Source organism: Kitasatospora sp. NPDC056138, from assembly GCF_042264695.1.
Classification (GTDB): Bacteria; Actinomycetota; Actinomycetes; order Streptomycetales; family Streptomycetaceae; genus Kitasatospora.
This window is the reverse complement of sequence record NZ_JBHJVK010000059.1, coordinates 24,908-37,918: the sequence shown is the minus strand read 5'-3', so window position 1 is coordinate 37,918 and position 13,011 is coordinate 24,908. Positions and strand designations below refer to the sequence as shown.

Below are 13,011 nucleotides of genomic sequence, written 5' to 3'. Positions count from 1 at the left end.
CGCCTGCCGACGTATGCGCGGTCGGTGAGAGCGGTGAGTCTGAGACCGTTGCCACTGTGGAGTTGGAGCCTGCGGCTGCCGCCACGACGGTGCGGCTCGCGCCTGCCGACGTATGCGCGGTCGGCGGGAACGGCGAGTCTGACACCGTTGCCACTGTGGAGTTGGAGCCTGCGGCTGCCGCCACGACGGTGCGGTCCACGCCTGCCGACGTACGCGCCGTCAGCGAGGAAGCCGAGAGCGCCACATTGCTCGACGAGGAGGCATGGGCCACCCCCGCCGCCACGGTCGAGCTGTCGGCCGCCACCGTCGGGACGACGGTCGAAGCGCCCCTTGAGGCCACTCTCGAAGCGACCGTCCCGGCTCCGGCGGGGCCGTTGAAGTCGACGGGTGAACCTCGGGCCGACGGGCTGCGCCGGTTCGGCCCGGGTGTGCCGAGCGCCACTGCGGACGTTCCGGCGCTCGCCGCGGCCGTCTGGCACGGCACCACCCGGCCCGGCGAGTCGGCGGCCGGGGAAGCCCCGCGGCGAGGCCGGAGGCGCCTGGGGTGGCTGCTGCCGTTGCTGGTCCTGCTCGCCGTGCTGGGCTATCTGGCCTGGCAGGACTCTGCGCAGGCACTCTCGGTGACCGCGGTCTCGGTCCGCACGGACCCGGCCGGCCCGGCCTGCGACGGCACCGCGACGGTCATCGGCACCCTGCGGACCGAGGGCCGGGCCGGCACGGTCTCCTACCGCTGGCGCCGCAGCGACGGTACGGTCTCCGCCGACATCGCCCAGCCGGTGCCGAAGGGCAGCCACCAGACGGACGTGGTGCTCCGCTGGACCTTCGAGGGCAAGGGAGCCATGGCGGCCACGGCGACCCTGGAGGTGCTCTCCCCGGACTCCCGTACCGCCTCGGCCTCCTTCACCTACACCTGCCACTGAGCCACCGGCTGCCGACGCACCGACCGCCGGTAGCGGACCGCCGAAGGCGGTCGGGGCCGCTCGGCGCCTGACGTCCGCGCCTCCCGCATCGGGGCGCGCGGAACAGCCATCACACTCCGCCCACGCACCAGTAGTGCGGAACGAGGAAGGGCCTCCGGGGCGGGGCGGAGCCGGTCACGGGGCGAGCACGCTGGAACCGGGGCATGGTGCGTACCCGTCCGCTGGCGGAGCCGCCGGCGTGGTCAACGCGGTCGGTGGCGTCTCCTACGATGACCGCCATGAACACAGCGGGGGCGGAGCAGCGCCTCATCGACGGGCGGTTCGAACTGCTGCAACAGCTCGGTGGCGGCGGTATGGGCCTGGTCTGGCGGGCACGCGACAACGCACTGCAACGCGAGGTGGTACTCAAGGAGGTCCGCCCGCCGGACCCGGCCATGGCGGCGGCCGACCCGGCCCAGGCACGGCAGCTGCGCGAACGGGTGCTGCGCGAGGCGCGGGCGCTCGCCCGGCTTCAGCACCCGAACGTGGTGGTGATCCATCACATCGTGGACACCCCGGAACACCCGCATCCCTGGCTGGTGATGGAGCTGGTGGCCGGCGGCAGCCTGGCCGACCGGTTGGCCAAGGGCCCGCTCGGCGTGGCCGAGGCGGCCCGGATCGGCCGGGGCGTGCTCTCCGCGTTGCGGGCCGCGCACGCCGGCGGCATCCAGCACCGGGACGTCAAGCCCGGCAACGTGCTGCTGCGCCCCGACGGCACGCCGGTGCTGGCCGACTTCGGCATAGCCGCGATCCAGGATGCGACCGCCCTGACCGCGACCGGCGCGCTGATCGGCTCACCCGAGTACATCGCGCCGGAACGGATCCGCGGTCAGGAGGGAAATCCGTCCTCCGACCTGTGGTCGCTCGGCATGATGCTGTACGTGGCCGTCGAGGGCCGCCACCCGCTGCGTCGGGCGACCACGCTCGCCACACTCGCCGCCGTGCTCGATGAGCCGCTGCCACCCCCGGCCCGGGCGGGGCGGCTCGGACCGCTGCTGACCGCGCTGCTCGCCAAGGACCCGGCGGTCCGCCCTGACGCTGAGCAGCTCGACCGGATGCTCGCGGCGGCTGAGCACGACGACGGCGCCGCCTTCGAGGACGGCGAGCCGCAGGCCGTCGCCGCCGCGCCGCCGCCCGGTGGTGCCGCGTCCCCGGCGGACCGGATTCCGCCGGGCTCCGCCGGTCCGCCGACCGGCCAGGTACCACTGGCGTTCCGGTCGGCTCCGGGCACTCCCGCCAAGCCCTCGGCGGCCACCCGCCGGGGCCGGGTCGCCGCCGCCACGGGGGTGGTCACCGCAGTCGTGCTGGCCGGCGTCGTCGCCCTGCTCCTGAGCCAGGGCGGCGCGACGGCGGAGCACGGCACCACCGCGGGCTCGACGACCGGCACGACGACCGGCACGACGACCGGCACGACGACCACGGTCACCAGCAGCCCGGGCACGGCCGGCGCCAGCGCACCCGCCGTAGCGCCGCCGTCGGCATCCCCGGGCGGGGCGAACCTGCTGACGCCGGACGGCGTGCGCCGGACGATCGACGCGCTGCACCCGTACCTCTCCGGCGGCAAGGTCTTCCAGCTCGTCGTCTACCCCGACTACGCCATCGCCCAGGTGCCCACCGCCGCCGGCGCCAAGGTCTACGACGAGGTCAACTACCGTGACGGCAAGGCGGTCCGCTCGGTGGGCGGTGGGCTCACGTCCGACGAGAAGGCCATCGATCTGCAGGACTTCGACTGGGACGTCCTGCCGGCCCTGTTGCAGAAAGCCCAGGACACTCTGAACGTGGCCCACCCGACCAGCCGTTACCTCATCATCGAGGCCGACATGTTTGACGGCTCGCCCAGTACCAAGGTCTACCTCTCCGACGACTACGGCAGCGGCTACCTGGAGGCGGACTTGAAGGGCAACGTGACGCGGACCTACCCGCGCAGCTCCTGAAGGCCGCGACGACCGGGATGACTGGTGTCCGGCGGGCCGAGGGGTTCAGTCAGCGCTTCGGTCCGGTCCATGTCGACTTCGAGACGCAGAAGCGCCGCGCGGAGGGGGCGGGTTACGGTCGAGCCCGGTGCGGAAGGTCCACCACGACCTCGCCGTCACCGGGCCCTCGAACGTGGCCGCATTCCTGATCGGGCCGATCGAGCCGGTCCGGGCCTGCGCGCTCGGCCGTCGCCCCGCAGGGGCGGCCGTCGCCGGGAGGCGTCAGCCGACGGTCAACGAGCTGGGCCCGGCCAGCACCGAGTAGCCGTCGTTGGCCAGGTAGTACACGTCGTACCTGCCTGCGCCGTTCAGCTTGCTCGTGGAGAACGTGACCGCGCCGCTCTGGTTGGGCGTGTAGGCCCAGGTCAGCGCGGACTTCGAGCCCGGGGTCACGCCCGCCGGGTAGATGCCGACCCAGTTCTTCGCGCCGACCTGCGAGGTGTTCGGCAGGGCGTAGCGGAAGGTGACGTTGCCGCCGTTCGCCACCGCGTCGAGGTCGCCGGTCAGCGTCGGCCCGGTCGAGGTGGCCGGTGCGAAGGCGGCGTTGAGCGGCGTGGCGTAGGTGTCGTTGGCGGTCAGCCCCGGCAGGCCGAGGGCCGACTCGACGGTGCGGCCGATGCCGTAGTGGTCGTAGTGGAGCGGGCTGCTGGTCCCGGCAGGCACGGTGCCCTGCGAGCCGAGGACGACGGTCGCGAGGTGGTTGTACCCCTCGCTCTCGCTCTCGTCCCAGGTCAGGACGATCAGCGAACGCTGCTGGGTCCACGCGGGGGAGGACAGCACCGGGGCGAGGGTCTGCTTCAACCAGCCGTCCTGCACCTGGAGGCTGGTGGCGCTGCCGTTGCCGGAGGCCTCGCCGTCGTAGTAGTCGTCGGCCGCGATCCAGGAGAAGTTCGGGGTGGTGGCCGCGGACCGGAGGTCGGTGGTCAGCTGGGTGGTGTCGAACAGGTGCGCCGCGCAGCGGGCCGGGTTGCCGCTGATGTCGGTGTAGTTGATGAACGGCGCGTCGTCCGGCTCGTACTTGGCGTCGTACTGGGTGGTGGTGTTGCAGGGCGTGCCCATGCCCTGCTCGTACGCCTTCCAGGACTTGCCGGCCGCCTCGATCGAGTCACCGAGGTTGCGCTGGGGGGAGTTGATGTTGGGCCAGTAGGTGGCGCCGGTGGTGTAGGTGTCGCCGCCGGCGATGGCGAGGTAGTTCTCGTCGCTCGGGTGGTAGACGCCGTGGGAGTCGGTGAGGGTGGCGCCCTGGGACATCAGGCTGTGGATGAACGGGGTGTCCGTCGGGTCGTTCATGATCTGGGAGTAGTCGGTGTTCTCCATCATGACCGTGAACACGTGGTCGTAGCCCGGCACGCTGGAGGCGGGCGGGGTCAGCGGTGCCGGAGCGGCGACCGGGGTGTTGAGGGTGAGTGAGAGGTCGTCCAGGTAGCCGGCCTCGTGCGAGGTCGACAGGAACTGCACCTCGACCTGGATCGACCGCGTCCCGGCCGGGACGGAGCCGGTGGCGCTGCGGGAGAGGAACTCGGTCGTCAGGCTCCGGTCGGTCGCGGAGACGGTCGGCAGCTTGGCCGTCGCGCCGACCGGGTGGCCGTTCGCGTCCCTGAAGTGCAGGCTGACAGCGGCGTAGCCGCTGTAGACGGTCCAGCCACCCAGCCAGCCGGAGAGGTTGTAGCCCACCCCGCCGCCGTCGATCGCGGTAGCCGCCGAGGAGACGTCGACGGTCTGCGTCATCGCGCCGTCCCCGAAGTTGCCGGGCCCGAAGAATGCCTTGCCGGGCGTGTTGCCGTCGTTCGGCAGGCCGGCGGAAGCGGCCGTGTGGCACATGACGTCGATGCCGCCGGCCTCGACCGTCCAACCGGGGACGGTGGTGGCCGCGCCCCAGTCGTTGGTGCAGAAGCCGCCGGCCTCCGCGTCGCCGTTGACGATCAGGTTGCCGCTGCTCCCCGCCGCCTGGGCGGGGGCGGGAGCGCCGACGACCAGTGCGCCGAGGAGGGGGAGGGCGGCGAGCAGCCCGCCGATGGGGCTCCAGCGCAGTCGCATGGGGATACCTCGTCCCGTTGGTGAGGGTGACTGCCATGGCTGTGCGCCATGAACGGGACATAGGTACCGGGTCGTGCTGTCCGGCGGAAGAACGCCGATCGAACTTGACCAGACAAGTTCGGGCCGGCGCCACACGTGGGCGGTGGAGACAGGAACCCCGGACGGCACACGTGGTCAAGTGACGGGAGGGCACCGGTCATGCAGGCCGTTGCGACTCGCATGCGATGACAGGGCGTCCGAGCTGAGGGGTTGAGTCGGCGCTTCGGCCTCGTCCACGTCGACGTCGAGAGCCGGCACCGCGCGCCGAAGGCGTCGTACGGCTGGTGCCGTGACCTGATTGCCGCCCAACGTGCCTACCGCGCAGAGCAGTTGGTCTGTGAGACGGTGGGTTCCACCCGTCAGGCGACGCCAGGCGGTGTGCTTGGTGGAACGACGACACTCACCGCTGGGCGCCGCAGTTGGAGGGCGGAGACAGGGTGTTCGACAACTCCTGGGGCCATCGCCGGTGGTCCGGCCGGGTGGTCCGACCAGGCGCAAGGTGTCGGGTCAACGGTGAGCAGGTGTCACGTGGGACAGCGAGTGAGCTCCTGGTACGGCGCGGCCAGGCCGTCGGTGAGGGTCTCACGCCGGTCCGCGGTGGTGGGCGGGCTTCGCGTCGCTGACGGTTCGCTTGTTCGAGCCGGGCTCCTGCGGCGCGCGACGTTGCGGCGACCGGGCCGTCTGCGGTGTCACCCGGAGGTGCAGTGCGGCGAGCAGCAGGCAGAACGCGGCCATTGCGGACCACAGTGCGGTCGTCCCCGCGCGGGCGAGCAGCTGGGTGCCGAGGACGGGCGCGAGCGTCGCGGCGACGCCCCAGCTGGTACCGAAGACGGCCAGGTAGCGGCCGCTTCCGCCGGGCGGCGCAAGGTCGATGACGAGTGCGTAGATGCGGCCCATGACCAGCAGGTCGCCGAGGCTCTTCACGGCGGCCGGGACGAGCAGCGCCGGCAGGGTGCGGGCGAGGGCGAAGCCGGTCAGCCCTGCCGCCAGGAGGAGATGGGCGAGGGCGAGCGCGACGGGCGTGCTGAGCCGGGTCGTCCAGGGCAGCTGGACCAGCGGCTGGGCGAGCACGGTGGTGGCCGCGGCGGCGGTGAACAACAGTCCGGCGTCGGCGGCGGGCAGGCCCCCTCGCGCGAGTGCGAGGGGCAGGGTCATCACGGTCTGCTGGTTGATCAGGGCGTAGGCGGTTCCGGTGGCCAGGACGCTCAGCAGGGCCCGGTCCCGCAGGGGTCGTACGGCGGTGTCGTCCTGGTCCGCCCCGGGCGGTGCCGGACGGTCGTGGGGGAGGGCCAGCCGGATCAGCAGTGCACAGGCCAGGCACGTCGCGGCGTCGGTGACGAAGAGCCAGCGCAGGTCCCAGCTGCCGAGCAGGGCGGCGAGCAGCCCTGCGCCCATGCCGCCCGCCGCGAGCGCGGCGCTGAACAGGCTGAACGCGCGCACCCGGTGCCGCTCCGGCACGGACTCGCCGATGATCGCCTGGCTCGGCGGCTCGTAGAGCTCGAAGGCCAGCCCGAGCAGCACCGCTCCGGTGACGGCCCAGGTGAGCGACGCCGAGGCCGCGATCGCCAGCTGCGCGACGGCACATCCGCAGAGCCCGAGCACGATGGTCGTGCGCCGCCCGATCCGGTCGGCCAGTCGTCCCCCGGCCAGCCGCGAGGGGATCGTCGCGAGCCCGAAGGCGGCGCTGACCAGTCCGGCGGTGGTCAGGCTCGCGCCGTGGTCGGCGCAGATCAGTGCGGTGAGAAAGGGCAGCGAGAAGGCCCCGAGTCGGTTGACGACCCGGGCGAGCAGCAGCAGGCGGACGGTGCGGGGCAGCGGTTCGGAGCGCGGCACGACGCCTCCCATCACTGGTGAATCGTCTAATGTCAGTGATGGACACCGTAGGCAGGCGAAAGGTAACTGGTCAAGTGTTGTTCGACAGTCACATGCGTACCCTGCTCGATGCCGCGGTGGCGCTCGTCAACGCGCTGACCGACGGTGAGGCGCGCGGCCGTCACTACCACGCCCCCGAAGGCGCCGAGCGGGTCGGCGCGGTCCGCGCGGCGCTCTCCGCCGGGGCGAGCCTGGGAGTCGACGAGGCCGACCGGTTGGCCGACACCGCCCGCGCCCTGCGCACCGTGTTCGAGGCCGTGGCCGCCGACCGCATCGACGACGCGGCCCCCGCCCTCAACGCGCTGCTGCGTCGGACCGGCGCCCGCCCCCAGCTCGACCGGGCTCCCGGGGAGCCGTGGCAGGTCCACTTCCACGGCGCCGACGACTCCTACGCCGTCGGCTGGAGCGCCGGCTGCGCCACCGGCCTCGCCATGGCCCTCGGCGGCGACTACGCCGGACGCCTCGGGGTCTGCGCGGCCCCGCGCTGCGACCGCGTCTATGTGGACACCTCCCGCAACGCCGGCCGCCAGTTCTGCTCGACGGCCTGCCAGAACCGGGTCAAGGCAGCGGCGTTCCGTGCGCGGCGCACGAGCGACGAGGCGTGAGCCTCAGCCTCCGCCGCCCGTGGCCGGGTGCTCCGGCGCGAGTGCCCGATCACGGCCGCCGTCGTGCCGAACGACTGCGCGCAGCCGGGTGCCGGTGAGGAGGGCCGCCTCGCGCAGCACCCGCCCGCGCAGTGCGTCTGCGGTCCGCGGATCGGCGGCGGCGAGCACGGGGTCGGGTGGCCGTACCTCCTTCAGTGCGGGTGCAGGTCGGCCCGCGCGGGGGTGTCGTCGAGGAAGCCGCCCGACTGGTGCTGCCAGAGCTTGGCGTAGGCGCCCTGGGACGCGAGCAACTCCTCGTGCGTGCCCTGCTCGATGATCAGTCCGCGGTCGAGGACGACGAGCCGGTCCATCCTGGCGACCGTGCTCAGCCGGTGTGCCACCACGAGCGCCGTCCGCCCCTCCATGAGCCGCCACAGCGCCTCCTGGACGAGGAGCTCGCTCTCCGAGTCAAGGGCGCTGGTCGCCTCGTCGAGCAGCAGGATGGGTGCGTCGCGCAGGATCGCCCGGGCGAGGGCGACCCGCTGCCGCTGTCCGCCGGACAGCTTGACTCCGCGCTCGCCCACCATGGTGTCGAAGCCGTGCGGCAGCGTGTCGGTGAACTCCGTGACGTGTGCCGCCTCGGCGGCGCGGCGGATCTCGGCGTCGGTGGCGTCCGGCCGGGCGAACGCGATGTTGTCCCGCAGCGTCCGGTGGAACATCGCCGGGTCCTGCGGGACGTAGGCGATCAGGCCGCGCAGGTCGGCCTGGCGCAGCCGGCTGATGTCCTGACCGCCGATCAGGATCCGGCCGCCGTCGATGTCCGTCATCCGCAGCAGCAGCCGGGTGAGGGTGGTCTTCCCGCCGCCGGACCGGCCGACCAGACCGAACTTCGCCCCGCCGGGCACCGCGAGGTCGAGGCCCCGGAAGATCGGATCCGCGCCCGCGTGGGCGAAGTCCACCTGCTCGAAGCGGACGTCCGCGCCTCGGCGCAGCAGCGGTTCCGGCGATGCGGGATCGACCACGGTGGGCGGCGTCAGCAGCAGCTCGGTGAACTGCGCGGCCTCCGTGAGCGAGCTCTCCAGCCGGCGGTAGATCTGGTTGAACTCGAACATGATCCGCGTCGCGTTGGTGTAGTACGTGAAGGCGACCACCACCGTCTCCACGCCGTGCCTGCCTCCGCCGAGCGTCACCGCGAGCAGCAGGCCGAGCGCATTGGTGAGCACCGACATCGGCGCGACCAGCGTGTCGATGCGCAGATTGCCGTAGTCCCACGAACGCAGGGTGAGCCGGCGCGACTCCGCGACGCGCGACCGGTGCTCGGTCGCCTCGCCCTCCTCGGCCGCGAACGCCCGGACGGTGTCCATGTTCAGCAGGCTGTCGGCGACATGGCCGGACACCCGGGCAATCGCCTCCTCGCGCTGGTTGACCAGCGCCTGGCGGCGCCGGATGAGCGGCGCCACGCACAGTGCCGTCAGCGTGATCAGCCCCAACAGCCCGACCACGAGGAGCGGTTCGTAGCGCCACAGCACCACCGAGCCGAAGATCAGCGGCACCAAGCTGCCCACGACCGAGAACGTCAGCGTGTCGACGAACTCCTCGAAGCGGGAGGCGAAGCTCAGCACCCGTTTGGTCAGCGAGCCGGCGAAGTTGTCGTGGAAGAACGCCGCGTCCCTGGCGAACAGTTCGTCCATGCCGATCACGTACAGGTGCTCGATGCCGAGGGCGTCAAGGCGGTTGAGGTAGTGCAGGCCGACGCGCCACAGTGCCTCCCCGGCCAGCAGCGCGCCGGCGAAACCCAGGACGTACGGCAGTATCGAGCCGGAGCCGCTACCGGCATGGCCGGCGATCCGGCCGACGAGCTTGGCCACGGCCAGCGGCGCGAGATAGCCGATGCCGATGTTGCCCAATGCCGGCAGCAGCATGCCGGGCACCGTCAGGCGCGGAAGCCGGACCAGCTCCCGTCCGTAGTAGCGAAGTGCGAGGAGCACCGGCCGCCTGCCGGGCTCTGTCTTGAGTGATTCGGACGATCCCATCCCGACCCCGTCGTGTCGTGCGGCATCCCGTCGCCTGCCTCTCCCGAGGAACGGTCTGTGACGATGTGTCAACAGACGTACGGAGAAGCAGAATCCGCAGTCTCCCGTGAGAGCGCCGGGGGAGTCCAGGTGTTTTTTGTCCGGTTGACACCGGCCCGTCCCCGGCAGCCGCGCGCCGCCGCGGGAGGCCGGCCGGGGCGTGGCGACAGTCATCCGCCCGCGGCCGGGGTTGTGAACGTCGATCTGCCGGCGGGGAAGTCCCGACGCCCGGCGTGCGGGCGGAAGTCGTGGACGCGCCGCGGGTCGTTCATCACGATCGCCGTACCGTCCCGTGTCCGGGGCGCCGCGCGGAAAACCGGTGGTCCCGCGTCGGCGTGGGCGGGCAGGATGGTCCGCATGTTCCAGCACGCCATCGCCGAGTTCCCCGCAGTCGCGGGTGCGATGGCTGCTGCCCCGGCAGTCGCAGCCGCCTTCGACGGCGCACGAAGCTGACCTTCCCCGGGCCGTCCCCGGGATCTCAACCGGGGGAGGTCGGCGAGAAGCTGAGGTCCCGTCAGCAAGCTGACGACTACCGGAGAGAATCATGGCCAAGCAGGCCTTCGTGCGGACCAAGCCGCACCTCAACATCGGCACCATGGGTCACGTCGACCACGGCAAGACCACCCTCACCGCTGCCATCACCAAGGTGCTGGCCGAGCGCGGCGGTGGCTCGTTCGTCCCGTTCGACCGGATCGACCGGGCGCCGGAGGAGGCCGCCCGCGGCATCACCATCAACATCGCGCACGTCGAGTACGAGACGGCCACCCGGCACTACGCGCACGTGGACATGCCCGGCCACGCCGACTTCGTGAAGAACATGATCACCGGCGCGGCGCAGCTGGACGGCGCGATCCTGGTCGTCTCGGCCCAGGACGGCGTCATGCCGCAGACCGCCGAGCACGTGCTGCTCGCTCGTCAGGTCGGCGTCGAGCACGTGGTGGTGGCGTTGAACAAGGCCGACACCGGTGACCCGGAGCTGCTGGAGCTGGTCGAGCTGGAGGTGCGCGAACTGCTCGGCGCACACGGGTACGACGGCGCGGGGCTGCCGGTCGTCCGGGTCTCGGGGCTGCGCGCGCTGGAGGGTGACCCGCACTGGTCGGCGGCGCTGCTGCAACTGCTGGACGCGGTGGACGAGTACGTCCCCACACCGGTCCGGTACACCGACGCGCCGTTCCTGCTGCCGATCGAGAACGTGCTGACCATCACCGGGCGCGGCACGGTGGTGACCGGCGCGGTCGAGCGCGGCCAGGTGCGCCTCGGCGACCGGGTGCAGGTGCTCGGCCACGACGCGGACGTGCAGTCCGTGGTGACGGGCGTGGAGACCTTCGGCCGGACGATGGAGTCCGCCGAGGCCGGCGACAACGTCGCTCTGCTGCTGCGTGGCGTGCAGCGCGGCCAGGTCCGGCGCGGCCAGGTGGTCACGGCGGTCGGCAGTGCGTCGGTCCACACGGCCTTCACCGCGCGGCTGCACCTGCTGTCGACGGCCGAGGGTGGCCGCCGTACGCCGATCGGCAGCGGCTACCGCCCGCAGTTCCACCTGCGCACGGGCGACGTGGTCGGTGAGGTCCAGCTGCCCGAGGGGGTCGGCGTGGCGCTTCCGGGTGAGACCCTCGAGGTGGCGGTGACGCTCGGCCAGCCCTTCCCGCTGGAGCCCGGCCTCGGGTTCGCCGTCCGCGAGGGCGGCCGTACGGTCGCGGCGGGCACGGTCCGGACCGTCCTCGGCTGAGTCCGGCGGTCGGTGCGCGGCCGGTCAGCGTGACATCACGCTGGTCGGCCGCGCAGTTCCGGCCTGACGGGCCGCCCAGCGCACCGGGCGGGCCGTCAAGGACGAGACCCCTGGTACTGCAACCGCGCTCGATCTGGTTACCGCACGAGGTCGGTGCCCGACGCGGCGATGCTGCCCTACTTCCGGCTGGGCTTCGGCTCACCGCCGTACCGGAACCTCGACGACGACGGCGCCGGAACCTTCGACGCCTCCTTCCGCTGCCACCGCACCCGCCGTGCCGTCGACAACTCCTGCCGCTACAACGAGATCATCGGCTGCGTGGCTCGCCGGTCGGGTCGGGTCGGGTCGGGCCGGGCCGGGCCGGGGCGGGGCGAGTCGGGTCGGGCGCGGGCCCTCAGGTCGGGTCCGGGGATCGGTCGTCACTCCCTCGCGCGGCTAGTTTCTGGACAGGTGTCCACCTATGATGGACACCTGTCCAGAAACTAGCTTTGGAGCTGATGATGCGGACGACGGCGGATGCCCTGGTCGGCCTGGTGGCCGTCCTCCACGCGTACTTCCTGGTGCTGGAGATGTTCCTGTGGGAGCGGCGGCCGGGGCGGGAGCTCTCCGGATTCGACGCGGCGCTCGCCCGGACGACCGCGCCGCTGGCCGCCAACCAGGGCCTCTACAACGGCTTCCTGGCCGCCGGGCTCGTCTGGGGCCTGCTGGCCGGGGGGTCGACGGGGCATCAGGTGCGGGTGTTCTTCCTGGTGTGCGTGGTCGTGGCCGGGCTGTACGGCGGTGCCACCGCGAACCGCCGGATCCTCCTCGCCCAGGCGCTGCCCGGGGCGGTCGCGCTCGGCGCCGTCCTGGCCGCCGGATGAGCGCCGCCGAGGACCCCCGGGCCGAGCGGACCCGGGGCGCCCTGCGGCGGGCGCTGCTGGCGGAGTGTGCCGAACGGCAGTTGGCGGAGGTCAGCGTCGCCGCGCTGGTGCGCCGGGCCGGGGTCGGCCGGGCGACCTTCTACGTCCACTACGCGGACCTGGAGGCGCTGGCGGTGGACGCCTGCGCCGACATCGTCCGGGAGGCGGTGGACGCACTGCACGCCTGGCGGGGCGTTCCCGATCCGGCCGCCCCGCCGCCGGCACTCACCGGGTTCTTCACCGGACTCGTACCGCACACCGCCCTCTATCGAGCCCTGCTGACCCCGGGCGGCGGTGGCCCGCTCGGCCTGGTGCTGCGCCGCGAACTGCGCGACCGGAGCCGTGCCGAGCGTGCCCTGGCCGGCGCCCCCGAGCCCGACCTCGTGGCATCGGCTGTGGCCGGCACCTTCACCGGTGTGCTGGCGGACTGGCTTCACGGCACCATCGAGGCCACTCCCGACCGGATCGCCCACCAGGTCTGGCGGCTGCTGATCTCCTTGCACCGCACACCGCACCTCTGAGCACCGCGAGCGTCTCGCGCTCCGTCGGGCCCTTGTCCAGCTGTGCCGCGTACATGGACTGCGCCCGCCGCGCCGTCGCCGGGCCCGCGTGGACGTTCTCGCTGATCGCGTGCTCCGGGAAGCCCTCCGGCGTGACCACGGGATCGCGGGATCCTGCAACGGCCCTGCCCCGCCCGTCCCGTGCGGGCTGAGCTGCGAGCCCGCCGTGGATTCGCCGGACGGCCATCGGTTGCCCATGCGGGCTGTCGCCGCGTCCGGCGGCACGGTGTTCGCGATCCGAACCCGGCCCCCGTCGTTCCGGTGCCGTTGGACGGAAGCGCGCGGCC

The 13,011-nt window shown here is 72.6% G+C and carries 10 protein-coding genes; 7 read left to right on the top strand and 3 right to left on the bottom strand.

Annotated features, from left to right (window positions below; all coding sequences use genetic code 11):
• The first annotated feature begins 155 nt into the window (after positions 1 to 155).
• From ACFC1R_RS29040 to ACFC1R_RS29030, 3 genes are all read left to right on the top strand, one after another.
• Positions 156 to 920, top strand: coding sequence for a hypothetical protein (locus ACFC1R_RS29040; RefSeq protein ID WP_375943566.1), 765 nt, complete (start codon positions 156 to 158; stop codon positions 918 to 920).
• Between the two features lie 278 nt (positions 921 to 1,198).
• Entirely contained in the window at positions 1,199 to 2,893 is a 1,695-nt protein-coding gene (locus ACFC1R_RS29035; RefSeq protein WP_375943564.1) for a serine/threonine-protein kinase, read from the top strand.
• 127 nt (positions 2,894 to 3,020) lie between these two features.
• Entirely contained in the window at positions 3,021 to 3,197 is a 177-nt protein-coding gene (locus ACFC1R_RS29030; RefSeq protein ID WP_375943562.1) for a hypothetical protein, read from the top strand.
• On the opposite strand, the gene ACFC1R_RS29025 is transcribed toward ACFC1R_RS29030, so the two are convergent.
• Together ACFC1R_RS29025 and ACFC1R_RS29020 are read right to left on the bottom strand one after the other, a co-directional pair.
• On the bottom strand, positions 3,155 to 4,969 hold the full coding sequence (locus ACFC1R_RS29025) for an alkaline phosphatase family protein (RefSeq protein ID WP_375943560.1): 1,815 nt from the start codon (positions 4,967 to 4,969) through the stop codon (positions 3,155 to 3,157). The genes ACFC1R_RS29030 and ACFC1R_RS29025 overlap by 43 nt on opposite strands.
• 621 nt (positions 4,970 to 5,590) lie before the next feature.
• Positions 5,591 to 6,841: an MFS transporter gene (locus ACFC1R_RS29020; protein ID WP_375943558.1), complete on the bottom strand. Its 1,251-nt coding sequence runs from the start codon at positions 6,839 to 6,841 to the stop codon at positions 5,591 to 5,593.
• A gap of 92 nt (positions 6,842 to 6,933) precedes the next feature.
• Between ACFC1R_RS29020 and ACFC1R_RS29015 the strand changes: the two genes are divergently transcribed.
• Positions 6,934 to 7,485 carry a CGNR zinc finger domain-containing protein gene (locus ACFC1R_RS29015; RefSeq protein ID WP_375943556.1) on the top strand — a complete coding sequence of 184 codons (552 nt, stop codon included), beginning with the start codon at positions 6,934 to 6,936 and terminating at the stop codon, positions 7,483 to 7,485.
• A gap of 191 nt (positions 7,486 to 7,676) precedes the next feature.
• On the opposite strand, the gene ACFC1R_RS29010 is transcribed toward ACFC1R_RS29015, so the two are convergent.
• A complete protein-coding gene (locus ACFC1R_RS29010; protein WP_375943554.1) occupies positions 7,677 to 9,497 on the bottom strand; it encodes an ABC transporter ATP-binding protein in 1,821 nt (606 codons plus the stop codon).
• 583 nt (positions 9,498 to 10,080) lie between these two features.
• On the opposite strand from ACFC1R_RS29010, the gene tuf reads away from it, so the two are divergent.
• The 3 genes from tuf to ACFC1R_RS28995 all read left to right on the top strand — a co-directional run bounded on the left by tuf (position 10,081) and on the right by ACFC1R_RS28995 (position 12,685).
• On the top strand, positions 10,081 to 11,262 hold the full coding sequence (gene tuf / locus ACFC1R_RS29005; RefSeq protein WP_375943552.1) for an elongation factor Tu: 1,182 nt from the start codon (positions 10,081 to 10,083) through the stop codon (positions 11,260 to 11,262).
• 500 nt (positions 11,263 to 11,762) lie between these two features.
• On the top strand, positions 11,763 to 12,125 hold the full coding sequence (locus ACFC1R_RS29000) for a DUF1304 domain-containing protein (RefSeq protein ID WP_375943593.1): 363 nt from the start codon (positions 11,763 to 11,765) through the stop codon (positions 12,123 to 12,125).
• Complete coding sequence (locus tag ACFC1R_RS28995; protein ID WP_375943551.1) at positions 12,122 to 12,685, top strand: TetR/AcrR family transcriptional regulator; 564 nt, start codon at positions 12,122 to 12,124, stop codon at positions 12,683 to 12,685. The genes ACFC1R_RS29000 and ACFC1R_RS28995 overlap by 4 nt, the downstream gene beginning before the upstream one ends.
• Positions 12,686 to 13,011 lie beyond the last annotated feature (326 nt).

What these genes read in the sequence shown, in the direction of transcription:
- ACFC1R_RS29035 (WP_375943564.1), top strand. Translation starts at nt 1,199, where the DNA reads ATGAACACAGCGGGGGCGGAGCAGCGCCTCATCGACGGGCGGTTCGAA.
- ACFC1R_RS29025 (WP_375943560.1), bottom strand. Translation starts at nt 4,969, where the DNA reads ATGCGACTGCGCTGGAGCCCCATCGGCGGGCTGCTCGCCGCCCTCCCC.
- ACFC1R_RS29015 (WP_375943556.1), top strand. Translation starts at nt 6,934, where the DNA reads ATGCGTACCCTGCTCGATGCCGCGGTGGCGCTCGTCAACGCGCTGACC.
- ACFC1R_RS29010 (WP_375943554.1), bottom strand. Translation starts at nt 9,497, where the DNA reads ATGGGATCGTCCGAATCACTCAAGACAGAGCCCGGCAGGCGGCCGGTG.
- tuf (WP_375943552.1), top strand. Translation starts at nt 10,081, where the DNA reads ATGGCCAAGCAGGCCTTCGTGCGGACCAAGCCGCACCTCAACATCGGC.
- ACFC1R_RS29000 (WP_375943593.1), top strand. Translation starts at nt 11,763, where the DNA reads ATGCGGACGACGGCGGATGCCCTGGTCGGCCTGGTGGCCGTCCTCCAC.
- ACFC1R_RS28995 (WP_375943551.1), top strand. Translation starts at nt 12,122, where the DNA reads ATGAGCGCCGCCGAGGACCCCCGGGCCGAGCGGACCCGGGGCGCCCTG.